This window comes from Curtobacterium sp. VKM Ac-2922 (assembly GCF_022815645.1).
GTDB lineage: Bacteria > Actinomycetota > Actinomycetes > Actinomycetales > Microbacteriaceae > Curtobacterium.
This window is the reverse complement of the sequence record NZ_JALGRO010000007.1, coordinates 15,488-42,162: the sequence shown is the minus strand read 5'-3', so window position 1 is coordinate 42,162 and position 26,675 is coordinate 15,488. Positions and strand designations below refer to the sequence as shown.

Below are 26,675 nucleotides of genomic sequence, written 5' to 3'. Positions count from 1 at the left end.
GAGCAGGAGCAGGAGCAGGAGCCGGAGCTGGAGCGCCCGTGACCGACGCGTCGGCACCGGTCCCGCCCAGCCCGGTAGAGCTCGAGCGCCGGATCTACCGTCGCCAGCGAGGCCGCCGGGCGGTCCTGGCCTCGGTCGCGTCGACACTGGTCGTGGCGGCGGTCGTGTACTTCGGCGTCGTGAACACCCCCGGTTGGGCCGCAGTCCAGCAGTCGTTCTTCGACCCGGGTGTCGCCGCCTCGACGTTCCCGGAGATCCTGCTCGGGCTGTGGCTGAACGTCCGGATCCTGTTCTTCGCAGCCATCGGCGTCGCGGTGTTCGGCACGCTGCTGGCAGTCGTGCGCGGTCTGCAGAGCCCGGTGTTCTTCCCGCTGCGGATGCTCGCCACCGGGTACACCGACCTGTTCCGCGGTCTGCCCCTGATCATCGTGCTGTACCTGGTCGGCTTCGGGCTGCCGGGCCTGGGGGTCTTCCCCCGGCTGGCGCCGGAGTTCTGGGGCACGATCGCGATCGTGCTGACGTACTCGTCGTACGTGGCCGAGGTGCTGCGCGCCGGCATGGAGGCCGTCCACCCCTCCCAGCGCCTGGCCGCCCGGTCCCTCGGCCTGTCCCACACCCAGACGCTGCGGCTGGTCGTCCTGCCGCAGGCCGTCCGCAAGGTCACGCCCGCGCTCATGAACGACTTCGTCTCGATGCAGAAGGACGTCGGTCTGGTGTCGATCCTCGGCGCGGTCGACGCGGTCCGGAGTGCGCAGATCGCCCAGGCCGAGACCTACAACTTCACCCCGTACCTGGTGGCCGGCCTGCTGTTCGTCGTGATCAGCCTGCCGCTCATCCGCGTCACGGACGCCATCGCCCGGCGCCAGCAGCGTCGCGAACAGATCGGCGGCACCGTATGACCACCGGGACCGTCCCCGTGCTCGAACTCCGGGGACTCCGCAAGGCGTTCGGCGAGCACCAGGTGCTGCGCGGCATCGACCTGACGCTCGAGCGCCACCAGGTGATCTGCGTGATCGGCGCCTCGGGCTCGGGCAAGTCGACGCTGCTCAAGACCGTGAACCTGCTCGAGGGCATCGACGACGGCCAGGTCCTGCTGCAGGGCATCGACGTGTCGGACCCCCGGGTCGACGTCGACGCCACCCGCGCCCGCATCGGCGTCGTGTTCCAGCAGTTCAACCTGTTCCCGCACATGACCGTGCTCGACAACGTCACGCTCGCGTCGCGCCGGGTGCACGGCGTCCGCCGCGCCGCCGCCGAGACGACCGCCCGACGACTGCTCGACCGGATCGGTCTGGGCGACTTCGCGGGCGCGTACCCGGACCGGCTGTCCGGCGGGCAGCAGCAGCGCGTGGCGATCGTGCGGGCGATCGCGTCCGACCCCGAGCTGCTGCTGCTCGACGAGGTCACGAGTGCACTCGACCCGATGCTCGTCGGCGAGGTCCTCGACCTGGTGCGCGAGCTGCGGCAGCAGGGCTCGACGATCCTGATGACGACGCACGAGATGCAGTTCGCGCGGAACGTCGCCGACCGCATCGTCTTCCTGCACCGCGGCGAGGTCGTCGAGCAGGGACCGCCGTCCGCGGTGCTCGACGCCCCGCAGCACCCGGCGCTGGTCGAGTTCCTGGCGCGCGTCGGCGCGTAGCACCCCGGCGCGCACGTCGCGCCCGCGCAGGCAGGGGCGCGATGTCCGCACCGGGGCGCGACGCGACCGCCTGGAGGCCTGGTGCCGGCCCGACGGACCGGCCCCGGGCCTCCAGACCGTGCGGACTACGGCGTCAGCAGCAGCTTGCCGATCACGTCACCACTCGCGATCCGCCGGTGCGCGTCGCCCGCCTGGGCGAGCGGCAGCACCGCGTCGACCACCGGGTGGACGCTGCCGTCCTCGACGAAGGGCCAGACGTGCTGGCGGACGGCAGCGACGATCGCGGCCTTCTCCGCAAGGGGACGCGCGCGCAGGGTCGTACCGCTGATGGTCGCGCGCTGCTGCATCATCAGGCCGAAGGGCAGCGTGGCCTCGGAGCCGCTGCCCGCTGCGATGACGGCCAGGTGCCCGTTCTTCGCGAGCACCTCGAGGTTCCGCTGCAGGTACGCCGGCCCGACCACGTCGAGCACGACGTCGACCCCGGCGCCGTCGGTGAACTCCCGGGCGCGGGCGACGAAGTCCTCGGTGCGGTGGTCGATCACCAGGTCCGCGCCGAGCTCGCGGGACGCGGCGACCTTGCGCTCCCCACCCGACGTCGCGATGACGCGCGCGCCGAGGGCCTTCGCCCACAGCACGGCGTGCGAGCCCATGCCGCCCGTGCCGCCGTGCACCAGCAGCGTCTGCCCGGGGCGCAGCCCGGCGATCATGCCGATGTTCGAGTACACCGTGCAGGCGGCTTCGGGCAGCGCCGCGACCTGCACCAGGTCGAGCCCGTCGGGCACGGGCAGCAGCTGCGACGCGGGGACGACGGCCATCGAGGCGTACCCGCCACCGGCGAGCAGGGCGCAGACCCGGTCGCCGACGGCCCAGCCCGTGACGCCCGGGCCGAGCGCCCGGATCGTGCCGGACACCTCGAGGCCGAGGGCGTCCGACGCGCCGGGCGGCGGCGGGTAGTGCCCCTGGCGCTGCTGCAGGTCGGCGTTGTTGACGCCGGCGGCGGCGACCTCGACCAGGACCTCGCCGTCGGCGGGCGTGGGGTCGGGAAGCTCGGAGAGGGTCAGGACGTGCTCGTCGCCGGGGGCGTCGAAGGTGATGGCGTGCATCCCTCGACGCTACGCGCCTGCGTTCGTCACCCGCGACGCACGCTGTCCGTCCGTGCATGTGTACCGTTCCTGGGGTACTGCTGCACCGAACCTGGGGGAGACCATGCAGAAGACCCTGACCATCACCACCGCACTGCTCGCCGTCGCCCTGCTGTCCGGGTGTTCCGGCGGCGACGCAGCGTCGTCCGCGGATGCACCGTCCGCGTCGGGCACGACCCGGGCGACCGCGCCGGCGGAGTCGAGCACACCGGCGCAGACGACCGCCGAGGCGTGCGCGAGCGTCGAGTCGGACATCGCACAGGCGACCGACACCCTGACCGCGAGTGGGCGACCCACCGAGCCGAGTGCGATGGCCGACCGGCTGACCGCGTTCGTCGGCGAGCTGCGCTCGGCCAACGCAGACGTCACGAACGACCAGGTCCATGCTGCCGTGCAGACCGTCGAGGACGAGTGGACGGCCGCAGCCGAGACCCTGCGCGGTGTGTCGGGGCTGGACGACCCGGCGTTCGCGCAGGCCGGCGCTCGGGCGCAGTCGGCCATCGACGCCTACTCGTCGCTCTGCAGCTGACCGGTTCTGTCCTGCACCAGGACGGGCGCCGGGAAGATCCCCGGCGCCCGTCCGTCTCTGGTCCGTGTGCTGCTCAGCCCGCCGTGGCCAGCGAGCGGTCGAGCCGGTCGATCTCCTCGGGGCGCAGCCGGACCGTCGCCGCGGTCACCGAGTCCAGGATCGACTGCGGGCGCGAGGCACCCGGGATCGGGATGACCACGTCGCTCTTCGCCAGCTCCCATGCCAGGGCGACCACCTGCGGGGTGACCCCGTGGGCCCGCGCCACGGTGGCGAAGTCCTGGTAGGTCGTGCCGAGGTCCGACGCGCCGGCGATGCCGCCCAGGGGGCTCCACGGCAGGAACGCGATGCTCATCTCGTCGCAGAGCTCGAGCTCGGCCTCGCTCGAGCGGAACTTCGGCGAGTACTGGTTCTGCACCGACACCAGGCGGCCGTCCAGCACCTCGTTGGCCTGCCGGATCTGGTCCACGTCGGCGTTCGAGATGCCCGCCATCCGGATGACGCCCTCGTCGAGCAGCTCGGCGAGCGCCCCGATCGAGTCGGCGTACGGCACGGCGGGGTCCGGACGGTGGAACTGGTACAGCCCGATCGCCTCGACGCCCAGGCGCTTCGCCGACGCCTTGGCCGCCTGCTTCAGGTACGCCGGGTCGCCGTTCTGGGCCCACGCGCCGGCCTCGGGCCGCAGGTGCCCGCCCTTGGTCGCGATGAGGACGTCGTCCGCGACGCCGTGGTACTCCCGCACCGCGCGGCCGATGAGTTCCTCGTTGTGTCCGACCTCGTCGTGGGCGGCCAGGTGGTACGCGTCCGCGGTGTCGATGAGGGTCACGCCCGCTTCGAGGGCGGCGTGGATCGTGGCGATCGACCGCCGTTCGTCGGGTCGACCTTCGATGGACATGGGCATCCCGCCGAGACCGATCGCGCTGACGTCGGTGTCGCCGATCATTCGCTGCTTCATGTGCCCAGCATGCGCTGGCCCGTCCGGCGACGTTCAGGCTCGGCGCGCCCAGGCCGGCGCGTGCTCCGGCAGCGGGCCGAAGGCGATGCCCCGCGCGTACAGTCCACGCACCGGGGGCACGTGCTCGGCCAGGAACACGGGCACGCGCGGTGGTCCGTCCTGCAGGTTCCCCGCGAACGCCCGCTCGAAGACCACCCGGTGCAGGAACCGCTGCGCTGCCTGCACGACCATCGCCGGGGGCTTCCGTCGCCGTTGCACCGCCGCGAGGGCGTGGTCGAGTGCCCGTCCCCGCACACCCCCGACGAGCGCCGGCCCGAGGACGGCGGCCGTCGCCACGGCGTCCTGCACCGCCAGGTTGATCCCGACACCGCCCGCCGGCGACATCGCGTGCGCCGCGTCCCCGATGCAGAGCAGCCCCGGGCGCCACCACCGCGACAGTCGGTCCATCCGGACGTCGAGCACGTGCACGTCGTCCATCGACGCGATCGTGTCGACGCGGTCCGCGAAGTCCGGTCGGATGCGCGCGATCCGGTCGCGGAACGCCGCCAGGCCCTCGGCACGCAGCCGCGCATCCGAGCCCTTCGGTGCGAAGTAGGCGACCTGGTGGTAGTCCGGCCGCGGGAAGCTCAGGACGACGTCGGTGTCGTCGAACGCGGGCACGAGCGCGCTGTCGGCGTCGCCCGGACGCTTCGGCAACCGGAACCACCACGTGTCGAAGGGCACCGGGAACGCCGTCGGGTGCAGGCCGGCCGCCGCCCGCAGCACCGACCCGCGGCCGTCGCACGCGATGACGACGTCCGCACGCAGCTCTTCCGGCTCGCCCGTGCCCCGGGACGGGTGCAGGTGGACGCCGACGACCAGGCCGTTCTCGACGATCAGGTCCGTCGCCGCAGATCCCATCACGATGTCGAACGACGGCTCCTGCCGCGCAGCGTCGACCAACATCGCCAGCAGGTCCCACTGGGGCACCATCGCGACGTGGTCGTACGGGGGTCGCAGCCGCGAGAAGTCCCCGAGCAGCACGGTGCTGCCGTCGGTTCGAGGGAGCGAGAAGTCGTCGAGCCGCGACTGCGGCAGCGCCCGGAACGCCGCACCCAGGCCGAGTTCGTCGAGCAGACGGATCGTGGACGCGTGCACGGTGTCGCCGCGGAAGTCCCGGTTGAAGTCGTCGTGCTTCTCGATCACGCGGACGGCGATCCCGGCCCGGGCCACCAGCAGTCCGAGGACGACCCCGGCGGGCCCACCACCCACGATCGCGACGCCCGTCCGGCTCACCCGCACCATGCCGCCGAGCGTACGCCGCAGCCCGAGCCGTGCTCCGGCCGTCCACCGGTCACGTTCCGTCGAAGGCTGACCGGTCGCAACACCCCGCTCACGTCCGCCGACCGGTCACGTCCTGTCGCTTGGTCGCCGCCCGAGCGACAGGACGTGACCACTCGGCGCGGGCGCAGCCACAGACTGCGCCCACTCGGCGCGGGCGCAGCGACAGAACGCGACCCGCCACCGGACGGGAGGCCCGTGGCGGTGCCGCCACGGGCCTCCCGTCCGGTGCGCACCGGCCCCAGGGCCGCACCGACCGCGTCAGGCCGTCGTGCTGCTGCTCGACCCCGTCGAGGCGGCACCGTCGGCGGCCCCGGCGAACACGACCCCGCCCCACGTGATGCACGCCACCGCGAGCACGAACCCGATCGCCGCGATCCACCACGAACGGCGTCGGCGGATCCACGCGCCGACCGCCAGCACGACCGTCGCGACGCCGATCACGAACGCGCCGCCGACGGCGATCGCCGCCCCGCCGAAGAACCCGCCGGGGGAGCACCCCGCGGCCGCGTCACACGACGCGGTGGCGGAGATCGTCGCGATGACGGCGACGACCGCGGCGACGACCGTCAGGAGCGCGCCGAACACCAGCAGCAGCACCGTGGAGATGCGGTCCGCCAGCTTGCCGGGCGGGAACAGCGTCGTGCCGCCGCGCTCCCACGCCGAGGGCGAGGACTGCGGGCTGGGCTCTGGAGCTGACCAGGTCATGTGGGTCCCTTATCGTGCTTCGACGCCGAAGGCCTCGGCGAGGCGCTGGATCTTCTGCGCGCGACCCAGGCGCGGCAGGTCGGACCCGTCGCGGATCACGCGGCCCCGGGCCTCGAAGTCGTCGAGGAAGTCCTGCGCCCAGGCGACGTCGGTGGGCGTGGGGGAGATGACCTCGTTGATGACGGGCAGCTGCTCGGTGTCCAGGCAGAGCTTGCCGGTCAGGCCGAGGGACACCGCGACCTGCGACTGCTCGCGCAGGATCGGGTGCGACGAGCCGACGGTCGGACCGTCGATCGGGCCGGGCAGGTTGCCCACGCGGGATGCGACGACGAGCTTCGACCGGGGGTAGGCCATCGCGAGCGTGTCGGCCGAGGTGCCGGTGTCGCGGCGGTAGTCGCCGCTGCCGAAGGCCAGGCGGAACGCACCCTGCGCCTTGGCGATGCTCGTCGCCTCCTCGATCCCCACGGCCGACTCGACCAGGGCGATCACGGGGGTCTGTCCACCGAGCCGGTGCCACGTGTCGGTGACCTGGGCCGGGCTCTCGGTCTTCGCAAGCATGACGCCCTGCAGCCCGGGGAGACCGCGCAGTTCCTCGACGTCGTCCGCCCAGAAGTCGGTCGTGACGTCGTTGATCCGCACCCAGGCGTCGCCGCCCCCGGTCAGCCACTCGGCCACCGTCGCGCGGGCGGAGGGCTTCATCGCCGGGTCGACCGCGTCCTCGATGTCCAGGATCACCTGGTCGGCGCGCGACCGGGTGGACGGTTCGAAGCGTTCGGACGCGGTACCGGACACCAGCAGCCACGAGCGTGAGATCTCGGCGGGGACCGATCGACGCCGTGACACAGCGGTGGTGGGCGGGGCGGAGCGGTCGTCGATGGCCATGCCACGTTGGTACCACAGTCGGCGTCGGCGGATGCACCACCGGGCGGCCGGATTGCCGGAAACCTCGGGTCATTGCCAGAGTGCCGGGGCGCTTCCGCCTACAGTGGGCGTTGTGTGGCGTGCGGACAGGGTGACGGACGGCGAGGGCGACGTGAACGACGACGTCCCGGCCGACCAGAACCGCGCGCCTGGGGGCGATGCGCACCAGGCCGGTGCGCGCGATGACCACCGCGACGAGCAGGACGAGACGACGAGCACTCCCGACGCCACGACCGACAGCCCGGACGACTCCGACGTGCTCCGCCCGGAGCTGCAGATGACGAGCCCGCACGCGATCAGCCTGGGTGACCCGCGGCTGACCGCCACCAACGCCGCCGAGCCCGTCTGGGACGCCTGGCGCGCGCAGCTCTCCGGCGTCGGTGGCTCCAGCCCGCTCGTGCACTTCGCGGACCACCCTCGCGCCCGCATCGAGCTGTCCACGACCCATCCCGGTGGTCTGGCCCAGTTCATCACCGGCAAGACCACGCTGCTGTCGAGCCTGATCCGCGACGAGGTCGCCCTGCGCGCCGCCCGGATCGCGGCCGGCCACGTCGAGGCCAAGGGCACCGAACTGGCCACCGTGCGCGGCATCGACGCCGTGCACCTGGGCATCGGCATGGCAGACTGGAGGGCCGGCGACGAGCAGTTCCGCGGCCCGGTCCTGCTCCGCCCGCTCGCGATCCGTCGCCACGGCCGCGACTTCGAGGTCCGGCTGCTCGGCGAACCCGTGCTGAACGCGGGGCTCGCCGATGCCCTGCGCGAGCAGTTCGGCGTGACCCTCGACGCCCAGGCCTTCGTGGCGCTGGCGCGACAGGACGGCTCGTTCACACCGAACCCGGTCATCGACCGTCTGCGATCCCTGACCGCGCACATCCCCGGGTTCTCGGTGCACGCCCGCCTGGTCGTGTCGACGTTCGCCGAGGTCGCCTCCGGCCTGGTCGAGGACACGAAGGACCTGTCGCACCCGGTGCTCGACGCACTCGCCGGCAACCCGAGCGCCAAGTGGCAGGTCGAGCAGTCCTACCACCCGGTCGAGCAGACCCCCTCGGACGAGCGCAGCCCGGACACCGACACGCTGCTGCTCGACGCCGACGACGAGCAGGAGAACGTGATCGCGCAGATCACGGCCGGCAACTCGATCGTCGTGAAGACCCTGCCCGGCACCGGCGGCACCCAGACGATCGTCAACGCGCTCGGTGGCCTGGTCGCCGCGAACAAGCGCGTCCTGGTCGTCAGCCCCCGTCGTGCCACGCTGCGCGGGATCGCCGCCCGCTTCGGCGAGGTCCAGCTGCCCGGCGTCGCCGTGACACCCGCCACCCTGCGTCGCGACGTCGTGCGCGCCATCGCCCGCAACGAGAAGGCCTCGCGGCCGAACCTGCGCGAGGTCGACGACGCCCTGGTGCGCCTGCGCAAGGTCCTGACCGACTACCGCGGCGGTCTGACCCGCACGGACCCCGACTTCCGCGTCAGCGTGCTCGACTGCCTGGTCGAACTCTCACGCCTGTCCCTGCTGCCGGTCCCGCCGTCGACCACCGCGCGCCTGTCGAAGCAGTCGGTCAGCGCCATGGTCACCGGGCGTTCCCGCGTCGCCGAGACGATGGTCAGCGCCGCCAACCTCGGCGAGTTCCGCTACGGCCCGGACGACTCGCCCTGGTACGGCGCGAAGTTCGCCTCGAGCGACGGTGCCCACCGCGCCCACGCGATCGCGCAGGAGCTGCACGGCGGTGCGCTGCCGACGCTGCTGCAGCGCGCGCACGAGCTCATCGCGACGACGCGCATGCGCCAGTTCACGACCATCAACGAGCTCGGCATCTACCTGCGCCTGCTCACCGAGATCCGCGACACCCTCGACCGCTTCCTGCCCGTCGTGTTCGACCGTTCGGTGTCCGAGCTCGTCGCGGCGACCGCCCCGCGCGGCGAGGGTGCCCCGATGTCCTCGACCAACCGGCGTCGGCTCAAGAAGCTGGCGCGCGAGTACGTCCGTCCCGGCGTGCACGTGTCCGACCTGCACGAGGCACTGACCCGCGTGCAGCAGCAGCGCGTGCTCTGGCAGCGCTACGTCGCCGCCGGCGTCGCACCCGAGGTCCCCACGGGCATCGCGGACGTGCAGGTGCTGTTCTCGAACGTGGTCGAGGACCTGGCACGCCTCGACGAGCCCCTCGGCCGCACGGCCCGCGACGAGCAGCTCGCGAACATGCCCGTCGACGACCTGCTGCCCTACATCGGGTCCCTGGCCGCCGAGTCCGACGTGCTGCACAACCTGCAGGAGCGCACCGAGCTCATGCAGACCCTGCGCGACCTGCAGCTGCAGCCCCTGATCACCGACCTGGCGAACCGGCACGTGCCGGACACGCAGGTCCCCGCCGAGCTCGAGCTGGCGTGGTGGCAGTCCGCGCTCGAGACCATGCTCGAGTCCGACCGGGCACTGCTCGGGGCGAACACCGACATGCTCGACCGGGTCGAGGCCGACTTCCGCCTGGTCGACGACGCGCACGCGGCCGGCGTCTCACAGGGCCTGGCGTGGCAGCTCGCCGAGAACTGGAAGGTCGGTCTCGTCGACTGGCCGGAAGAAGCGGCGGCGCTGAAGAGCCAGCTGAAGGACGGCGCCATCACGTCGCGCCTGCTGCAGGACTCCGCCCCGCACCTGTCGCGCGCGATCGCACCCGTCTGGCTCGCGAGCCCGTACGAGGTCCCGCAGATCGCCGACACCATGCCCTTCGACACGGTGATACTGGTGGACGCCGGAGCGGTCACGATCGCCGAGACCGTCGACGCCGTCCGCCGCGCACGGCAGACCGTCGTGTTCGGCGACCCGGTCACGCAGACGCCGTCGCCGTTCCGCATCGCCGTCGACCCCGCGCACCGCGCCCTGCAGGTCGACGAGGAGACCCTCGACGCCCTGCACGCCGACTCGGCCCTGGCGAAGCTGTCGACGCTCCTGCCGACGCTGTCCCTGACCACGTCGTACCGCGCCGGCGGCGAGGACCTGGCCGAGCTGGTCAACCGACGCTTCTACGGCGGACGGATCGAGTCCCTGCCGTGGGCCGGCTCGTTCCTCGGCCACGGCTCGATCGCGCTCGACTACGTCAGCGACGGCAAGGCCGTGCCCGATCCCGAGTCCGGCGCGGTCGAGAGCGTCGACGCCGAGGTGGACCGCGTCGTCCGCCTGGTCATCGACCACGCCCGCACCCGCCCGACCGAGTCGCTCATGGTGATCACCGCGTCGGCCAAGCACGCCGTGCGCGTCGAACAGGCCGTGCTGACCGCCGCCCAGGGCCACAAGGACCTGACCGAGTTCGTCATCGGCGACCGTGCCGAACCGTTCATCGTCGCCACGCTCGAGCAGTCCGTGGCGCAGAGCCGTGACCGCGTCGTGTTCTCGATCGGCTACGGCCGCACCCCGCACGGCCGTGTCCTGCGCGACTTCGGTCCGCTCGGCAAACCCGGCGGCGTGCGACTGCTGGCCGTCGCGATGACGCGCGCCCGTCGCTCGATGGTCATCGTCACGTGCTTCCAGCCGTCCGACATCGAGGCCGAGCGCATGGGCCACGGCACCGTCGCGCTGGCCGAGATCCTGGCCGAGGTCCGCGCCCGCACCACGGCCGAGTACGTGCCGGACGACTCCGACCCGCTGCTGGTGGACCTGGCACGCCGACTCGAGATGCGCGGCATCCCGGTCGCCCTGGGCCACCGCGGCAAGCTCGGCCTGGTCGCGGCACACGGCGGGGTCTGCGTCACGATCGAGACCGACGCGTCGCTCGTGCAGGGGTCCCTGCGCGAGTCGCTGCGGCTGCGTCCCGAGGTGCTCCGCCGACTCGGCTGGCACTACGTGCGCGTGCACGCCTTCCAGCTGTTCTCCGACCCGGACCGCGTGGCGAACACGGTCGCTGCCGTGCTCGGCGTCGACCGCGGCGCGACGCAAGAGATCTCGATACCACCGATCCCAGCGCGCCGATGAGTCGGCGGGCCTCCCGGCCCGCCGGACCGGTCACGCCGGACACGGACCACCTGGTGGGCACGTGGACGCGGGCCGACGACGCGGCCGCACCCGAGCCTCCTGAGCGGGTGTCCGGAACAACCCACCGGACGGGAGGCCCCACTCGCGTCCACAGGCGCGTCACCACGGCGCCGGTGCCGGGTTCCGACCCCGCCCCGGCCCCGGAACCGCCGCGGCACGACCGCGGCGAGAACGACGCACGGCTGCTGGGCGACCGGCCTCCCCACTGGGGGTAGGTACCCTGGAGGTCCGACCTCGACGAAAGCACGTGATGACCCTCCCCGCAGTGCGCCAGCGCCCCGACTGGCAGACCTGGCCGAACCTCATCACGATGGTGCGGTTCCTGCTCATCCCGGTCTACGTGGTGCTGGTCGTGCAGGGTCACCCCGGGTGGGCGCTCGTGTCGCTCGTGGTGCTGGGGGTCTCCGACTGGGCGGACGGCTTCATCGCCCGCAGGTTCGACCAGGGCTCCAAGCTCGGCAAGGTGCTCGACCCGATCGCCGACCGGCTGGCGATCATCGCGATCGTGCTGTCACTCGTGCTCGTCGGCCTGCTGCCGTGGATCGTCGTCGTGCTGGTCGTCGCGGTCGACGTCGTGCTCGCGGTGCTGTCGAGCGTGTGGTTCGGCGGTGACCCGGACCTCGACGTGTCGTGGACGGGCAAGATCCGGTCGGCGCTGCTGTTCGTGGGGCTGCCCGTGCTGCTGTTCTCGTCCACTGCTTGGGCGTCGGAGCACTCCTGGATCCGCATCACCGCGCTGGTCTTCGTGTGGCTCGGCACGGCCGGACACTTGCTCGCCGGCGCGCAGTACGTCGCCGCGATGGTCCGCAAGCGCCGGTCGGCGCGTTCCGCGCTGGCGTAGCGCCGCGGCCCCGGCCGTTCGCACAATTAGTCGCGTCGGTTGCCGCCGATCGCGCCCCCTGACGCACATCGCGCCCCACCAGGGCGGGGCGCGATGTCGGTGACGGGGTGCGAACGACCTCGGCGGCCTAGAGCTTGGTCGTGCCGGCGATCCCGGGACCCTCGGGAGCGTCCGACGGAGCGACGTGCGCGCCACCGCCGGCGTTCGCGGTCACGCCGTTCTGCGATCGGAGCAAGTCGCGGATCTCGAGCAGCACCTCGACGTCGGTCGGCGGGACGTCCTGCGGCGTCTGCTCCTCGTCGTTCTTGACCCGCTCGAACGCGACCTTCTTCAGGTGGTTCACCGGGACCACGAGCGCGAAGTACACGACCGCCGCCACGATGACGAAGTTGATCACCGCGCCGATGATCGCACCGAACAGGATCTTCGCGCTGCCGCCGGACACGGTCGGGATCTCCCAGATCAGCGCCTTGTCCAGGCTCGACGCGTTGAAGACCGCACCGATCAAGGGGTTGATGAGCGAGCTCACGATGGCCGTGACGATCGCGGTGAACGCAGCACCGATGACGACTGCGACGGCCAGGTCGATCACGTTGCCGCGGAGCAGGAACTCCTTGAAGCCCTTCATGCGGGTCTCCTTCCGGGTCGGGACGGCCGCCGGTCGGCGACGGCCTCAACCTACCGCTGGAGCGGAGTCCTGGTCAGGATGCGGCGGGCGTGCTGGGCTTGCTCGGCTTGCTGCCGGACTTCGCGGGTGTCGACGACGGGCCGCCGGACGAGCCGGAGCCGGACGCGCCGGAGCCGGACGAGCCGGAGCCGGCGCCGGAGCCTGACGAGCCGGAGCCGGACGAGCCGGAACCCTCGGACGCCGGCTTCGGGCGGGAGTCCGTCCGGTAGAACCCACCGCCGTTGAACGTCACCCCGACCGGCGAGAACACCTTGCGCAGCACACCACCGCACGTGGGGCACTCGGTGAGCGTGGCGTCGGAGAACGACTGCTTGATGTCGAACGCGGTGTCGCACTCGGTGCAGCGGTACGAGTAGGTGGGCACGTCAGCTCCGGAACGTGATGATGCGCGACGGCGTGATGATGCCGTCCACGGGTTCGTCGTGGGGTTCGCGCGGGACCTGGTCCAGGTACTCCGCGTCGAAGATCACAGCATAGACGGGCGGGCGCTTCGCCATGGACCCGAGGGTCTTGTCGTAGTAGCCCCGGCCCCAGCCCATCCGGACGCCGTCGTGCCCCACGGCGGCCGCCGGTGTCAGGATCGCGTCGACGTCGTTGATCGCCAACGGGGACAGCACCTCGCCGACGACCTCGGGCATCCCGAACAGTCCCTCGTGCTCGCTCGACCCGTCGCCGACCGCCCAGTCGAGCAGGCCGTCCTCGCGGGTGACGGGCAGCAGCACGCGGATGCCCTGCTCGTGCGCCCAGTCCAGGAAGGGGCGCACGTTCGGTTCGTCCGACGCCGACAGGTACAGCGCGATCGACTCGACCTGGCGCTCCTCGGCGAAGCGCTGCAGCGTCCGGGTGAGGGCCTGGGTGTCGGTGTCGCGTTCGGTGGTGGTCCGGGTTCGTCGCCGCTGCCGGAGCTCGGCCCGCAGCGCTCGCTTCTCGTTGCCGAGATCGGGGATCATGCGCAGGAGTCTAACGAGCGCCAGGTCCGGTCCCTGCGGGAAGCCGCCAGACCCGCGCGCAACTCGGTGTCCTCCGTTCCGGCGACATGACCTGGCGGAGCCCATCGGATACGGTCTGGGGCATGGGCTTCCAGATTTCCAAGGCGGTGATCCCAGCGGCAGGGCTGGGCACGCGCTTCCTCCCCGCGACCAAGGCGATGCCGAAGGAGATGCTCCCCGTCGTCGACAAGCCAGCCATCCAGTACGTGGTGGAAGAAGCGGTCGACGCCGGTCTCACCGACGTGCTGATGATCACCGGGCGCAACAAGAACGCGCTCGAGAACCACTTCGACCACGTGTCCGAGCTCGAGGAGACCCTCCGCAAGAAGGGCGACCACGAGAAGCTGCAGAAGGTCAACCAGTCCACCGACCTGGCCGACATGCACTACGTGCGCCAGGGTGACCCGCTGGGCCTCGGCCACGCGGTGCTCCGCGCCAAGATGCACGTCGGTCGTGAGCCCTTCGCGGTCCTGCTCGGCGACGACATCATCGACGCCCGTGACCCGCTGCTCAAGCGCATGATCGAGGTCCAGGGCGAGAAGAACGCCACCGTCGTCGCCCTGCTCGAGGTCCCCGAGTCGCAGACCCACCTGTACGGCATCGCCACGGTCGAGCCGACCGACACCGACGACGTCGTGAAGATCACCGGCCTGGTCGAGAAGCCGGCCCAGGGTGAAGCGCCGTCCAACCTGGCGATCATCGGCCGCTACGTCATCCGCCCCGAGGTCTTCGACGTCCTCGAGAAGCAGGAGCCCGGCAAGGGCGGCGAGATCCAGCTCACCGACGCGCTCATGAAGATGGCGAGCGCCGAGGAGTGGACCGGCGGCGTGTACGGCGTCGTGTTCCGTGGACGTCGGTACGACACCGGTGACAAACTCGACTACATCAAGGCGATCGTGCAGCTCGCCTCGGACCGCGCGGACCTCGGACCCGACCTGAAGTCGTGGCTCAAGGAGTTCAACGCGGGCGAATGAGTCGACCCAATCCCGCACGGGACCGGACCACCGGGCCCGTGCGGGACACCCGTCCCGGTGATCACCGGGACACCGGAGGAACCGCCCGATGACGACCATCCCGACCCTGTCCCACGGACGGGTCACCATCCGCCCCCTCCGGCTCCGCGACGGTCGCGACCTCGACGCTGCCCTCGCGACCAACCGGTCCTGGTTGCGCACGTGGGAGGCCACGAACCCCTCCGGCACGGTCTCCACCGACGTCCGCGGCAGCATCCGGGCGCTGCAGGCCAACGCCCGCGCGGGACTCGGACTGCCGTTCGCGATGGAGCTCGACGGCCGGTTCGTCGGGCAGCTCAACGTCTCCGGCGTCACCTACGGCTCGCTGGCCAGCGCCTCGATCGGGTACTGGGTGGTCGAGAGCGCCGCGGGTCACAACGTCACGCCGATCGCGGTCGCCCTGGCCACCGACCACTGCTTCCGGTCCGTCGGCATCCACCGGATCGAGATCTGCATCCGCCCGGAGAACGCCCCGTCGCTGCGCGTGGTCGAGAAGCTCGGGTTCCGGTACGAGGGCCTGCGTCGCCGGTACATCCACATCAACGGCGACTGGCGCGACCACTTCTGCTTCGGCCTGGTCGCCGAAGAGGTCCGCGAGGGCGTCCTCGAGCGCTGGGTGCGTGGCGCCGTCCCGCCGGGCGTCGGGAGCGTGCCGCTCGCCGCCCGCGACGAAGCGGCGATGCCGATCATCACGGGTCCGCGCGCCTGAGCGGTCGGCCTGGAGGCCCGGCTCGGCCCCGCCGATCCGCTCACGACTCGCGCAACACGCGTCCCGCAATCACGGGCCGCGGGAAGCCGCGCCCCTAGCCTCTCCCCATGGCAGGTATCGGGTCGTGGGGCGGTGGCGTCGTGCTGCTCGTGGCCGCGGTGCTCTGGGTCGTGTACCTGATGCCCGCATGGGCAGCCCGACGCCAGTACCTGGCGACCGAACGGAACGCGATCCGCCTGCAGCAGACCCTGCGGATCCTGGCGCAGACCGCCGAACTGCCGGACGAGGTCCGCATCGAGATGAACGCCCGGTCCCTCGCCGAGGCGCAACGTGTGGCGAAGTCCGAAGAGGCCAAGCGGTCCGCCATCGTCCGCGCGCACGAAGCCGCCCGACAGCGCGAGATCACCCGCCGACTCGCGGAGCAGGCCCCCGCGCTCGAGCGGGCGTCGTCGATGCCCGCGCTGACCGCCATGCGCATGCGCCGTTCGCGGCTCGGCGCGACGATGCTCGGCGCCGCCGGGCTGGTCGTCGCGCTCGTGGTGGTCGTCGTCGCACCCGCCGCGTGGCTGGTCGCCGTCGCCGGGCTCGTCGCTGCGGGTGCGTCCGCAGCGGTCCTGGCGCAGCTGCACCAGGTCGCCCAGGCGCGGAAGGCGCGTGCCGCAGCATCGACGCCGAGCGCGCCCCGGGCCTCCCGTCCGGCCACCGCGTGGACCGACCCGGCCCCGCCGCTCTCCGGTGACCAGGCCACACCGACCGCCGATGCGGACCGGACCTGGACGCCGGCACGTGTGCCGAAGCCCCTGTACGTCGAACGGCCGACCGCACCCGCTGCGTCGCCGGAGTCGTCCGCCCAACTCGCGGCGCGGCTGAAGGAGCGCGTCGCCGCGGCGAAGGCCGAGGCCGACGCCGAGGCCGCCGCCATCCGCGCGGGGGAGTCCGATCCGGCGCTGGCGACGGTGTCGCGGATGCGCCCCGACGTCGAAGAGGCGGTCGCGTCGCTGTCCGCCCACGACCAGGGTCGACTGGCCGAGCGGCTCGGACTGCGCGCGTCCGGACCGGCTGCTCCCGCGACCCGTGCGGCGTCCGCATCGTCGTCTGCTCCTGCCGACTCGGACGCCCCGTCGGCCCCGAGCCGATGGGCCGGCATGGGGGTCATCGGCGACGACGACTACCAGCAGGCGGACCTCGACGCGATCATGCGTCGGCGCCGCGCGGTCTGAGGCGTCGATTTCGGATCGGCCTGAGGCTGGTGCTACTGTGGTCGAGCACTTGGGGCTATGGCGCAGTTGGTAGCGCGTCTCGTTCGCAATGAGAAGGTCAGGGGTTCGAATCCCCTTAGCTCCACCAGGAAGCACAGCTCCACCAAGCACGACGACGAAGGCCACCCGCTCGGGTGGCCTTCGTCGTTGACGGGTTCGTCGCAGCGATCCGTTGCTTCCGTCGTCGCGCACTGTCACGATGGCGACGAGCACCGGGACCACCCGCCCCGGACCGGACGAAGGAGTTCGCCATGACCTCGCGCCTCAACCCCTACCTCGGCTTCCGCGACGACGCCCGCCAGGCCATGGAGTTCTACCAGTCGGTGTTCGGCGGTGACCTGCACCTGGGCACCTTCGCCGAGATGCACGCGTCGAACGACCCGGCCGACGCCGACAAGATCATGCACGGGCAGCTCGAGACGCCGAACGGCTACCTGATCATGGGCTCGGACACCCCGAGCAGCATGCAGTACTCGTCGACGAGCAACATCTCGGTGTCGCTGTCCGGCGACGACGCGGACGACCTGCGCCGGTTCTTCGCCGGGCTGTCCGAGGGCGGGACCGTCCTCGAGCCGCTCACCAAGGCACCGTGGGGCGACGAGTTCGGCATGCTGACCGACCGGTTCGGCGTGACCTGGTTGGTGAACGTCGCGGGCGCCTGACACGGGCTCGGCGATCTCGGTCTGTCGGACCGGGTCACGTACGCTGGGTCGGTCATGACTGCTTCCTTCACGCGCCGTTCCCTGCTGTCCCTCGCCGGAGTCGCCGGAGTGGGGCTGGCGGCTGCCGCGTGCTCGAAGGCCTCGGACGCTCCGGCGGCCTCGGGCACGTCGTCGTCCGGAACCGCTGCCGGTTCGTCGACGGGATCGTCCGCGTCCTCCGCAGCCGCTCGTGCGGCCTCGCTCGCACCGGCACAGGTGCCGCTCGCCGGCGGGGTGACCGTCACGGTGACCGGAACGGCGCTCGGTGCGGTGCGCGGCGTGACTGTCGGGGGCATCGTCGCGCGCGACGTCAAGTCGACGGCGACGAAGGTCACCTTCACCGCGCCGCACCAGGCGATGTACACCGCCGGCTCGGCCGACGTCGCGCTGTTCGACTCCGAGCTGACGCCGACCGCGTCCGCGAACCAGAGCTCGGACGGCAACGGCAGTGCTGCCAACGACGGGCAGAGCGGCACCACGCAGGACTCCGCGTCGTCCACGCCGACACCGACCGCTCCTGCTGTCCCGACGGCATCGACCGCGCTGGCGACGACCTCGCTCGCCTACGCCGCCCTGACCGACGTCGACCGGCAGCTGGCGTACGCGATGCAGCACTGGAAGGACTACAACCTCGCCGAGTACGGCACCATGAACCCGATCGGCGGCGACTGCGCGAACTACGTCAGCCAGACGCTGATCGCCCGCGGGTGGCAGCAGCGCGACGACTGGTACAGCCGCTCCGGCGGGGCGGCGCACTCCGCGACGTGGACGTACTGTCCGGCGATGGACCCGTGGCTCGACGCCAACGCGGCGACGTTCGGGCTGACGCGCCGGTCGAGTGACGAGCGCGACAAGGTGAAGGTCGGCGACATCGTGTTCTTCGACTGGAACCACAACGACTCGCCGGACCACACCACGATCGTGTCCGAGGTCTTCACCGAACCGGACGGCACGATCCGCATCAAGTCGGCGAGCCACAACCAGGACGGCCCGTACCGCGACCTCGACGAGATGATCACCGTGCAGCACCCCGGCGGCACGGCCTGGTTCCACACGTTCGACGCGTAGCGGCTGCCGCGCCGGTTGGCCGCGCCGGTTGGCTGCGGCGGCGCCCGGCTGCGGCGGCGGGCGTTCGTCGGCCGCCGCCTTGGTCGGTTCGCACCCCTCTGCGGACACTGCGCCCCCTCGCACCGGGGCGCGATGTCGTCCAGGGGGTGCGAACCCGCGCCGGCACCGGCACTGGCACCGGCACTGACCGGCCGCCCGCGTCAGGGGTACCCGAGGAACCAGAGCAGCACGATCGCCACCGGCTGCAGCCCGACCCCGACGAGCAGCCACGTCACCGCCCGCCGCCGCGTCCGCACGAACACGTCCGACCCGAGCAGCGGCGCCATCGGCATCAGCAGTCGCGGCAGGCTCTGCTGCGGCAGGAACACCGCGACCAGGTACAGCGCGTACGAGGCCGTGAACCCGAGCACCTCCGGCCCGAGCGCGCGGACGTCCCGTCGCCGGAAGAACCACACCGCACCGAGCAGCACGACGACGACCAGGCCGATGCCGACCGGTCCGAGCCACGTCCCCGCCATCACGAACCACGGCGTGAGCGGGGCGAAGTGCTGCCGTCCGATGTAACCGACCCACCAGGACAGTTCCGTGTCCAGGTAGGCATCCGGTCGGCCCGTCACGACCGAGGCGACGACCGGCCACGCCAGCCCGGCAGCGGCGACGACCACCCCGACGACGGCGATCGTGACCGCGTCCCGCACGGGCATCGCCCGACGTTCCCGCGTCCACCGCACGACCAGGTGCACCGCGAGCGCGACGGCCAGCGCCAGCACCCCGGGTTTCGTGAAGGCCGCGACGACGCCGAACACACCGACCAGCCAGTAGCGACGCCGGACCAGCGCCAGCAGCCCCGCGAACACCAGCAGCAGCAGTGTCGACTCGGCGTAGGCGACCTGCAGCAGGAACCCCGTCGGGGCGAACGCGAACAGCGCCGTCGCCCACCGCGCCCGGTGCGAGCACCCCACCGCCAGCACCAGCCGGTACAGCACGATGCACGCGGCGGCCCCCGCGAGCGTCGACACGACCACGCCGACGACCCAGAACGACCCGCCCGTGACCGTCATGAGCGCCCGCACCACCGCGGGGAACACCGGCAGGAACGCCCACGGGTTCGGCTGCACGTGCCCGGCGGCATCGGTCGGCAACGAGCTCGGGTACCCGTGTTCGGCGATGGTCCGGTAGAACGACGCGTCCCACGACCCCGAGAACGTGAAGAACGACGGATCCTGGCGGTGCGAGGCGAAGGGCCACCCGTTCGCGGTCGCCAGCACGAACACCGTCGCCAGCAGCACGGTGCTGACGACGCGCGAGGCCGCCCAGATCGCCAGCGGCGCCGTCCAGCGGCTGTGCAGGCCGTGCAGGAGCGTCCGTCGCGTGCGGTCCGCACGGGAGGCCCGGCTCGACTCCGACACGCTCGTCACGGCCTGATCCTCTCAGACCACCGACCGTGACCTCGCGTGTGTGCCGGCACGGGCCTGGTGGCTGCTAGTGCCCCGTGACCGCGCGCCGGATCTGCTCGATCGGCACCTTCGGGGTGCGGTCGGCGTTCAGCAGTCCGTTCGTCTCCTGCATGGTGTCGGTCAGCTGCGTCCAGCACGAGCCGACCAGGAACGAACTCGCGCGGACCGCGTCGTACAGCGCGGTGATGCGCTCGACCCAGTCGTCCCCGTCGGTCGCCGAGGTGTAGCCCCAACCGTCCTCGCGGCGTCCACCCGGCTGGTAGTCCACGCCACCGAACTCCGTCAGCATGACCGGTTGGCCGTGGTCCTGGGCGCCGCCGACCAGCACCCGGCGGTCGGCCGGACCGATCCCGCCGACGAGCGCGGAGCGTGCGGCATCGTCCGCGTACGTGCGCGCCAGTCGTTCGCCGACGCCCTCGTAGTCGTGGATCGTGATGATGTCCGAGGACACGTGCTCCCACCCGTCGTTCGACACCACCGGTCGGGTCGGGTCGAGCGCCCGCGTGACGTCGGCGAGCGAGCGGGCGTAGGCCTGCTGCGCCGCGTTCGTCCGGATCTCCTGCACACCCCAGCTCTCGTTCACCGGGACCCAGGTGATGATCGACGGGTGCGAGGCGTCACGCTCGACGGCATCCATCCACTCGCGCATCAGCCGGTGCATCGCGCGGGGCGAGAACTCGTACGCGCCCGCGGTCTCGCCCCACACCATCAGTCCCAGGCGGTCGGCCCAGTACAGGAACCGCGGGTCCTCGATCTTCTGGTGGTTCCGCGCGGCGTTGAACCCGAGTTCCTTGATGAGCTCGACCTCGCGCCGGAGCGCCTGTCGCGAGGGCGCCGCCAGGTGCGAGTCCGGCCAGTAGCCCTGGTTGAGCACACTCCGGACGTCCTGCGCGTGGCCGTTCAGCAGGAACCGCGGACCGTCGATGCCGACCGTGCGGACGCCGAAGTACGTCGCGACGGTGTCCACGACCGCGCCGCCCGGGCCGAGCAGGGTGACGGTCGCATCGACCAGGCGCGGGGTGTCGGGCGTCCAGAAGAGTTCGTCCTGCGCCTGCCCGTTCGCCTGGCGCGCGACGGGGACGAGCACGTCGAACTCGGTCGCGGTGTCGCCGATCGTCGACTCCACCGTCGCCAGGTGCTCGACCCGGTCGTCGTCGTGCCACACGGCTTCGACACGCAGGCGCTCGCCTCCGGTCCGGACGCCGTGCAGACGGACGGTGAGACGCAGCGTCGCCTGGTCGAGGTTCGTCCACCGCAGGTACTCGACCGCCACCGCCGGGACGGCTTCGAGCCAGACGGTCTGCCAGATGCCGGTCGTGCGGCGGTACCAGATCGCGTGGGCGTCCTCGTGCCAGTCCTGCTTGCCGCGGGGCTGGGTCAGGTCGTGCGGGTCGTCCTCGGCGCGGACGACCAGCGTGTGCAGGTCCCCCTCGGTCGCCCCCGGGGTCAGCGCCTGGGTCACGTCGAACGAGAAGGGGGTGTGGCCGCCCTCGTGTGTGCCGATCAGCACACCGTCGATCCAGACCGTCGCGCGGTAGTCGACCGCACCGAAGTGCAGCACGAGCCTGGGCGCCGCGGGGCCGGAGCCGGCGGCGTCGATGTCAGCGCGCGACAGGGTGCGCGAGTACCAGACCACCGGGTGGAAGCCGGGCTCGTCGATGCCCGACGCGACCGACTCGGGCGGGAACGGCACGACGATGTCGCGGGCGCCGGGGAAGCCCGAGCGCCAGGCCGGGTCGTCGCCGTCGTTCCGGAACGACCACGTGCCGTCCAGGTCGGCCCAGTCCGGACGGAGCATCTGGGGGCGGGGGTACGAGCCGTCCTGGCGGCTCGCGCGCGGCAGGGTCCGGTCCGGGGTGCTGGTGGGGGCGGCGACGATGCCGTCGAGCATGCTCATGCCTCCATGCTGGCAACTGTGTACATCGTTGTAAAGAGGATGCCATCGATTGTCGTCGACCCGACCCGACCCGACCTGTGCCTCAGGCGATGGCGGCCGCGCGGGTCAGCACCATGACGTCCATCCGGCCGTGCTGGACGACCTCGTCGTGCTGGTTGCGCAGCGTCACCATCCGCTCGACGATCCCGGTCGTGCCGGAGCTGGTCAGGCGGGTGGACAGCACCTCGACCTGGCACGTCACGGTGTCGCCGATGAACACCGGAGCCGTGAAGCGCCACTGGTCGATGCCGAGCAGGGCCACTGCCGAGCCCTCGAACACCCCGGTGCGGGCGATGAGGCCCACGCAGAGCGACGCTCCGAGCATGCCGTGCACGATCCGCCGGCCGTAGCGTGTGCGCGACGCGAACTCCACATCGGTGTGCACCTGGTTGTTGTCGTTCGTCCACGAGGCGAAGGACACCACGTCCGCTTCGGTGATGGTGCGACCCGGGGTCGTGAAGGTCTGTCCGGCGGCGAGGTCCTCGAGGTAGTGCGGCACGCGTTCATCCTCGCACCGACCCGATGCATCCGTCGGCGCCGGGCGCCTGACCGGGGCCAGGGTCGGGACCGGGTCGTCCGGACCGCGGCCGTCGTCGTCCGCCGCCTCGGTGACCGCACGCTCGATCGCCCGGAGGACCGACGACGGGGCGCCGTCGTCGGTCAGCGCCCACCACCGGGCACTGCGCAGCATGGTCGTCCCCGGATCGCCCTCGTCCACGCGGACGTCCGCCAGCTCCGCGTGCAACCGGCCGTCGCGTCCGTGGGCCCGCAGGAGCGTGGTCGTCGTCTGGCGGATCCGGACGACCTCGAGCGTCCGCCCGCGCAGCACCCGCTCGACCGGGTCTCGCGGGGGCCGGTCTCGCGGACCGTCGACCGGCGTCGGGCCCCGGCCGCGATCGACGCTCCACCCGTCGGCGGCGGGGGCGTCGTCGTCCGGCTCCGCCCGCAGCAGCTCGATGCCCGCGAACGCCAGGGCCCGGTCGGGTGTGTCCCACAGGGTCTCGCGGACCGTGACAGCGGGCAGACGACGGACGTCGTCGGCGTGGTGCTCGAGCACGGGCAGTCGCCGGTCGTCCGGGATCCGCCAGGTCCGTCGTGGGTCGGCCAGGGGGTCGAGGGTGGTGGTCTCCATGCGGATCAGTGTCGTCTCGGGCATCCGGCGGGACGGCGGCACGGGCCGGACTGTGGACCGCTCGACGGTCTCGACTGACTGTGGAGGAGGGAGAGCCTGAGACTCGGCGCTCCGCCCTCGCGTAGCCTCCTGATCCATGACCGACGTCGCGCAGTGGATGTCCCGGCAACGCTGGTACGCATCGAAGGGGGGTGTCCCCGCCCTCCGCACGATCGCCGAACTCGACGAGCGCACCGACGAGGCCCGGGTGCTGACCCGCTTCGTCATCGACGACGCGTCGACCGGCTCCGTGCTGTACCAGGTGCCCGTCACCGAGCACGAGCAGCCCGTCCCCGAGCTCGAGCACGCCCGCATCACCACGGACGACGCCGACGCCGACGTGCTGCCCTCGTACGACGGTCCGCACGACCCCGCGTACGCGCGGTGGCTGCTCGGGGCGATCGACCACGGTGCGGAGTCCCTCGCGCCGATGGGGACGGTCCGCAGCGCCCGGGTGCTGCGTGGCGAGCAGTCCAACACCTCGATCATCTGCGACACCGAGGACAACGGCACCGTCATCGTCAAGGTCTTCCGCGTGCTGCACCACGGCGACAACCCCGACGTCACGACGCAGCAGGCGCTCTCGGCCGCCGGGTCAGCCCGTGTGCCCCGTGTCTTCGGCGCCCTGCGCGGTGTCTGGCCCGACACCGGACGCCCGGACGGCACCGCCAGTGGCCACCTGGCGTTCGCCCAGGAGTTCCTGCCCGGGCTCGACGACGCCTGGCGCGTCGCGCTCGACGACGCCCGCCGCGGTGACTCGTTCGCCGCCGGAGCGGACCGGCTCGGTGCGGCGCTCGCCGAGGTGCACGTCACCCTGGCCGGCGCGATGCCGACCGAACCCGCCACCGCCGAGCGGATCGAGCAGGCCCGCACGACGATGCTGCAGCGCCTCGAGACGGCCGCGGCCGAGGTCCCGGCGATCGCCGAGCACGCCGACGCCGTCCGCGCCGTCTACGCACGTGCCGCCGACGCCCGGTGGCCCGACCTGCAGCGCATCCACGGCGACCTGCACCTCGGGCAGGTGCTCTCCGCACCGGAGCCCCGCGGCTGGGTGTTCCTCGACTTCGAGGGCGAACCGCTCCGCCCCCTGCACGAGCGCTCGCTGCCCGACGTCCCCCTGCGTGACGTCGCCGGCATGCTGCGCTCGTTCGACTACGTCGCCGGCGCGCTGGCCCACGACCCCGACCCCGTGGACGCCGCGGCCTGGGCGCACGAGGCCCGCGAGGCGTTCCTGGACGGCTACGCCCGCGGCATCGGGGCGGACGTGCGGTCGCACCGCGCGGTGCTCGACGCCTTCGAGCTCGACAAGGCCGTGTACGAGGTCGTCTACGAGGCCCGGAACCGGCCGACCTGGGTCGGCATCCCGGTGGCCGCCGTCGAGCGGCTCGCGACGCGGTAGACCCGACCCCCTGACGGACGGGAGGCCCGCGGCGACTCCGCCACGGGCCTCCCGGCATGCTCGGTCGGCGCGGCCCGCGTGACGCTGGCGCGTCACCGCTGAGCGGGCCGCGCCAGTCGGTCGGTCGGTCAGGTCAGTTGACCGGTCCGGTGTACTTCTCGCCGGGACCCGCGCCGGGCGCATCGGGGATGGCCGAGGCCTCGCGGAAGGCGAGCTGCACGGACCGCAGGCCGTCGCGCAGCGGACGGGCGTGCTGGTCGCCGATCTCGGTCGCCGCAGCGGTGACCAACCCGGCCAGGGCGGTGATGAGCTTGCGCGCCTCGTCCAGGTCGGTCTGCTGCTCGGGGTCGTCGGCCAGGCCGACCTTGACGGCCGCGGCGCTGAGCAGGTGCACCGCGACGGTGTTGATCAGCTCGACCGCGGGCACCTCGGAGATGTCCCGGGCGGCGTCGTCGACGGCGTCGGCGGTCGTGGGGTCGGTGGATGGGGTGTCGGTCACGGTGCTCCTCTGCTAGACTCGACGCGGCAGATGCTGCCGTGCGCCCTGATCGTTCCTCTGGATCGGTCCGGACTCCTGACAGCATCACGAAGAGGAGTCACTCCCACCCGCGGCCGCGAACCACCAGGCTACCGGGTCACCACCGCTCCGTCGGGCGTCAGCGTCCGACAGTCCTGCTGCAGTCACGAGCAGGAGTCGGGCGGCTGCCGAACGGGTCTCGATCCGTGCGTCAGATCTCCTCTCGTGCCGTCGTCCAGGCAAACGCCCCGGACGGCCACCACTGATTGAAGGAGCTCCGCATTCCCGATCCCCGTACCAACGACCGTATCCGCGTCCCCGAGGTCCGTCTTGTCGGACCCCAGGGCGAGCAGGTCGGCGTTGTCCCCATCGCCGTCGCACTGCGCCTCGCGCAGGAAGCCGAGCTGGATCTGGTCGAGGTCGCGCCGAACTCGAAGCCGCCCGTGGCCAAGATCATGGACTACGGCAAGTTCAAGTACGAAGCCGCTCAGAAGGCCAAGGAAGCCCGCCGCAACCAGGTGAACACCGACCTGAAAGAGGTCCGTTTCCGCCTGAAGATCGACGTGCACGACTACGAGACGAAGCGCAAGCGCGCCGAGGGATTCCTCCTCGGTGGCGACAAGGTGAAGGCGATGATCCTCTTCCGTGGCCGCGAGCAGTCGCGTCCGGAACAGGGTGTCCGACTGCTGCAGAGGTTCGCGGAGGAGATCGCCGAGTTCGGCGTCGTCGAGTCCCGACCCACGCAGGACGGCCGGAACATGACGATGATCATCGCTCCGCTCAAGAACAAGTCCGACGTCAAGGGCGAGCAGAACGCCAAGCGCGCAGCCGAGAAGGCCGAGCGCCGGGCGACCGAGCACGCCACCAAGGCGAAGCCGGACGACGCGGCCCCGGCCGAGTCGCAGGAACCGGCCACCGCCGAGTCCGCGGCCGAATAGGTCCTCCCGACCACCACCGCAACGACGCGGCTCCCCATCCATCCCACGGAAAGGCACCACCATGCCCAAGCAGAAGACCCACTCCGGGTCGAAGAAGCGCTTCAAGGTCACCGGCACCGGCAAGATCATGAAGCAGCAGGCCGGTATGCGTCACAACCTCGAGGTCAAGTCGTCCAAGCGCAAGGCCCGCCTCAACGAGGACCAGGTCCTCTCCAAGGGCGACGCGAAGAACGTCAAGAAGCTCCTCGGCCACTGAGCCCCCGGATTCGTAAAGGAACACTGCAATGGCAAGAGTGAAGAGAGCGGTCAACGCCGCCAAGAAGCGCCGCGTCATCCTCGAGCGCGCCGAGGGCTACCGCGGCCAGCGTTCGCGTCTGTACCGCAAGGCGAAGGAGCAGGTCACCCACTCCCTCGTCTACGCGTACCGTGACCGTCACGCCAAGAAGGGCGAGTTCCGTCGCCTGTGGATCCAGCGCATCAACGCTGCGTCCCGTGCCAACGGCCTGACCTACAACCGCTTGATCCAGGGTCTCAACCTGGCCGGCGTCGAGGTCGACCGTCGCATCCTGGCCGACCTCGCGGTCAACAACGCCGACACCTTCGCCGCGCTCGTCGAGACCGCCAAGAAGGCCCTGCCGGCCGACACCTCGGCCCCCAAGGCCGCCGCGTAGTCATCGCGTCCACCGAAGCCCCTGTTCCGTCCGCGGAACGGGGGCTTCGTGCATGCGGGCGCGCGGAGCCCCCGACGTGCTGCGAC

General features: G+C 71.8%; 26 protein-coding genes and 1 tRNA gene. 15 read left to right on the top strand and 12 right to left on the bottom strand.

Annotated features, from left to right (window positions below; all coding sequences use genetic code 11):
* Positions 1-38 precede the first annotated feature (38 nt).
* Entirely contained in the window at positions 39-899 is an 861-nt protein-coding gene (locus MT346_RS09590; protein ID WP_243562840.1) for an amino acid ABC transporter permease, read from the top strand.
* Positions 896-1,642 (top strand): amino acid ABC transporter ATP-binding protein, encoded by a 747-nt coding sequence (locus MT346_RS09585; RefSeq protein ID WP_243562839.1) that lies wholly within the window; start codon positions 896-898, stop codon positions 1,640-1,642. The genes MT346_RS09590 and MT346_RS09585 overlap by 4 nt, the downstream gene beginning before the upstream one ends.
* A 125-nt stretch (positions 1,643-1,767) precedes the next feature.
* On the opposite strand, the gene MT346_RS09580 is transcribed toward MT346_RS09585, so the two are convergent.
* On the bottom strand, positions 1,768-2,745 hold the full coding sequence (locus MT346_RS09580; protein WP_243562838.1) for an NAD(P)H-quinone oxidoreductase: 978 nt from the start codon (positions 2,743-2,745) through the stop codon (positions 1,768-1,770).
* 103 nt (positions 2,746-2,848) lie between these two features.
* Between MT346_RS09580 and MT346_RS09575 the strand changes: the two genes are divergently transcribed.
* Complete coding sequence (locus tag MT346_RS09575) at positions 2,849-3,313, top strand: hypothetical protein (protein ID WP_243562837.1); 465 nt, start codon at positions 2,849-2,851, stop codon at positions 3,311-3,313.
* Between the two features lie 73 nt (positions 3,314-3,386).
* On the opposite strand, the gene MT346_RS09570 is transcribed toward MT346_RS09575, so the two are convergent.
* From MT346_RS09570 to MT346_RS09555, 4 genes are all read right to left on the bottom strand, one after another.
* Positions 3,387-4,265 (bottom strand): aldo/keto reductase, encoded by an 879-nt coding sequence (locus MT346_RS09570; protein WP_243562836.1) that lies wholly within the window; start codon positions 4,263-4,265, stop codon positions 3,387-3,389.
* Positions 4,266-4,298: 33 nt separating this feature from the next.
* Positions 4,299-5,549 (bottom strand): FAD-dependent oxidoreductase, encoded by a 1,251-nt coding sequence (locus tag MT346_RS09565; RefSeq protein WP_243562835.1) that lies wholly within the window; start codon positions 5,547-5,549, stop codon positions 4,299-4,301.
* Between the two features lie 297 nt (positions 5,550-5,846).
* Positions 5,847-6,293, bottom strand: coding sequence for a DUF6264 family protein (locus tag MT346_RS09560; protein WP_243562834.1), 447 nt, complete (start codon positions 6,291-6,293; stop codon positions 5,847-5,849).
* Positions 6,294-6,302: 9 nt separating this feature from the next.
* Complete coding sequence (locus MT346_RS09555; protein WP_243562833.1) at positions 6,303-7,175, bottom strand: CoA ester lyase; 873 nt, start codon at positions 7,173-7,175, stop codon at positions 6,303-6,305.
* Between the two features lie 316 nt (positions 7,176-7,491).
* On the opposite strand from MT346_RS09555, the gene MT346_RS09550 reads away from it, so the two are divergent.
* The gene (locus MT346_RS09550; RefSeq protein ID WP_243562993.1) at positions 7,492-11,172 is read left to right on the top strand and encodes an AAA family ATPase; all 3,681 of its coding nucleotides are present in this window, start codon (positions 7,492-7,494) and stop codon (positions 11,170-11,172) included.
* 310 nt (positions 11,173-11,482) lie between these two features.
* The gene (locus tag MT346_RS09545) at positions 11,483-12,073 is read left to right on the top strand and encodes a CDP-alcohol phosphatidyltransferase family protein (protein WP_243562832.1); all 591 of its coding nucleotides are present in this window, start codon (positions 11,483-11,485) and stop codon (positions 12,071-12,073) included.
* Positions 12,074-12,200: 127 nt separating this feature from the next.
* On the opposite strand, the gene mscL is transcribed toward MT346_RS09545, so the two are convergent.
* The 3 genes from mscL to MT346_RS09530 form a co-directional block, all read right to left on the bottom strand.
* A complete protein-coding gene (gene mscL, locus MT346_RS09540) occupies positions 12,201-12,701 on the bottom strand; it encodes a large conductance mechanosensitive channel protein MscL (RefSeq protein ID WP_243562831.1) in 501 nt (166 codons plus the stop codon).
* Between the two features lie 73 nt (positions 12,702-12,774).
* Positions 12,775-13,125 carry an FmdB family zinc ribbon protein gene (locus tag MT346_RS09535; protein ID WP_243562830.1) on the bottom strand — a complete coding sequence of 117 codons (351 nt, stop codon included), beginning with the start codon at positions 13,123-13,125 and terminating at the stop codon, positions 12,775-12,777.
* A 1-nt stretch (position 13,126) separates the two neighbouring features.
* Complete coding sequence (locus MT346_RS09530) at positions 13,127-13,711, bottom strand: 5-formyltetrahydrofolate cyclo-ligase (protein WP_243562829.1); 585 nt, start codon at positions 13,709-13,711, stop codon at positions 13,127-13,129.
* Positions 13,712-13,833: 122 nt separating this feature from the next.
* Here MT346_RS09530 and galU point away from each other — a divergent pair, with 122 nt between their 5' ends.
* From galU to MT346_RS09500, 6 genes are all read left to right on the top strand, one after another.
* On the top strand, positions 13,834-14,724 hold the full coding sequence (gene galU / locus MT346_RS09525) for a UTP--glucose-1-phosphate uridylyltransferase GalU (protein ID WP_243562828.1): 891 nt from the start codon (positions 13,834-13,836) through the stop codon (positions 14,722-14,724).
* A gap of 88 nt (positions 14,725-14,812) precedes the next feature.
* Positions 14,813-15,472: a GNAT family N-acetyltransferase gene (locus MT346_RS09520; protein WP_243562827.1), complete on the top strand. Its 660-nt coding sequence runs from the start codon at positions 14,813-14,815 to the stop codon at positions 15,470-15,472.
* 107 nt (positions 15,473-15,579) lie between these two features.
* Complete coding sequence (locus MT346_RS09515) at positions 15,580-16,692, top strand: hypothetical protein (protein ID WP_243562826.1); 1,113 nt, start codon at positions 15,580-15,582, stop codon at positions 16,690-16,692.
* 51 nt (positions 16,693-16,743) lie between these two features.
* A tRNA-Ala gene (locus tag MT346_RS09510) sits at positions 16,744-16,819 on the top strand.
* A gap of 163 nt (positions 16,820-16,982) precedes the next feature.
* Positions 16,983-17,393 carry a VOC family protein gene (locus tag MT346_RS09505; protein WP_243562825.1) on the top strand — a complete coding sequence of 137 codons (411 nt, stop codon included), beginning with the start codon at positions 16,983-16,985 and terminating at the stop codon, positions 17,391-17,393.
* A gap of 54 nt (positions 17,394-17,447) precedes the next feature.
* A complete protein-coding gene (locus MT346_RS09500; RefSeq protein ID WP_243562824.1) occupies positions 17,448-18,500 on the top strand; it encodes an amidase domain-containing protein in 1,053 nt (350 codons plus the stop codon).
* A 200-nt stretch (positions 18,501-18,700) separates the two neighbouring features.
* Here MT346_RS09500 and MT346_RS09495 read toward each other — a convergent pair whose 3' ends face one another.
* From MT346_RS09495 to MT346_RS09485, 3 genes are all read right to left on the bottom strand, one after another.
* A complete protein-coding gene (locus tag MT346_RS09495; RefSeq protein WP_243562823.1) occupies positions 18,701-19,918 on the bottom strand; it encodes a mannosyltransferase family protein in 1,218 nt (405 codons plus the stop codon).
* 64 nt (positions 19,919-19,982) lie between these two features.
* Positions 19,983-21,854 (bottom strand): glycoside hydrolase family 2 protein, encoded by a 1,872-nt coding sequence (locus tag MT346_RS09490; protein ID WP_243562822.1) that lies wholly within the window; start codon positions 21,852-21,854, stop codon positions 19,983-19,985.
* An 82-nt stretch (positions 21,855-21,936) separates the two neighbouring features.
* Positions 21,937-23,025 carry a MaoC/PaaZ C-terminal domain-containing protein gene (locus tag MT346_RS09485; protein ID WP_243562821.1) on the bottom strand — a complete coding sequence of 363 codons (1,089 nt, stop codon included), beginning with the start codon at positions 23,023-23,025 and terminating at the stop codon, positions 21,937-21,939.
* Positions 23,026-23,161: 136 nt separating this feature from the next.
* On the opposite strand from MT346_RS09485, the gene MT346_RS09480 reads away from it, so the two are divergent.
* Positions 23,162-24,463 carry a phosphotransferase gene (locus tag MT346_RS09480; RefSeq protein WP_243562820.1) on the top strand — a complete coding sequence of 434 codons (1,302 nt, stop codon included), beginning with the start codon at positions 23,162-23,164 and terminating at the stop codon, positions 24,461-24,463.
* A 133-nt stretch (positions 24,464-24,596) separates the two neighbouring features.
* On the opposite strand, the gene MT346_RS09475 is transcribed toward MT346_RS09480, so the two are convergent.
* Complete coding sequence (locus tag MT346_RS09475) at positions 24,597-24,962, bottom strand: DUF1844 domain-containing protein (RefSeq protein ID WP_243562819.1); 366 nt, start codon at positions 24,960-24,962, stop codon at positions 24,597-24,599.
* Positions 24,963-25,246: 284 nt separating this feature from the next.
* On the opposite strand from MT346_RS09475, the gene infC reads away from it, so the two are divergent.
* The 3 genes from infC to rplT all read left to right on the top strand — a co-directional run bounded on the left by infC (position 25,247) and on the right by rplT (position 26,589).
* Positions 25,247-25,918, top strand: coding sequence for a translation initiation factor IF-3 (infC, locus tag MT346_RS09470; RefSeq protein ID WP_243562818.1), 672 nt, complete (start codon positions 25,247-25,249; stop codon positions 25,916-25,918).
* Positions 25,919-25,979: 61 nt separating this feature from the next.
* Positions 25,980-26,174, top strand: coding sequence for a 50S ribosomal protein L35 (gene rpmI / locus MT346_RS09465; RefSeq protein ID WP_017887976.1), 195 nt, complete (start codon positions 25,980-25,982; stop codon positions 26,172-26,174).
* A 28-nt stretch (positions 26,175-26,202) separates the two neighbouring features.
* Positions 26,203-26,589 carry a 50S ribosomal protein L20 gene (gene rplT / locus MT346_RS09460; RefSeq protein WP_243562817.1) on the top strand — a complete coding sequence of 129 codons (387 nt, stop codon included), beginning with the start codon at positions 26,203-26,205 and terminating at the stop codon, positions 26,587-26,589.
* Positions 26,590-26,675 lie beyond the last annotated feature (86 nt).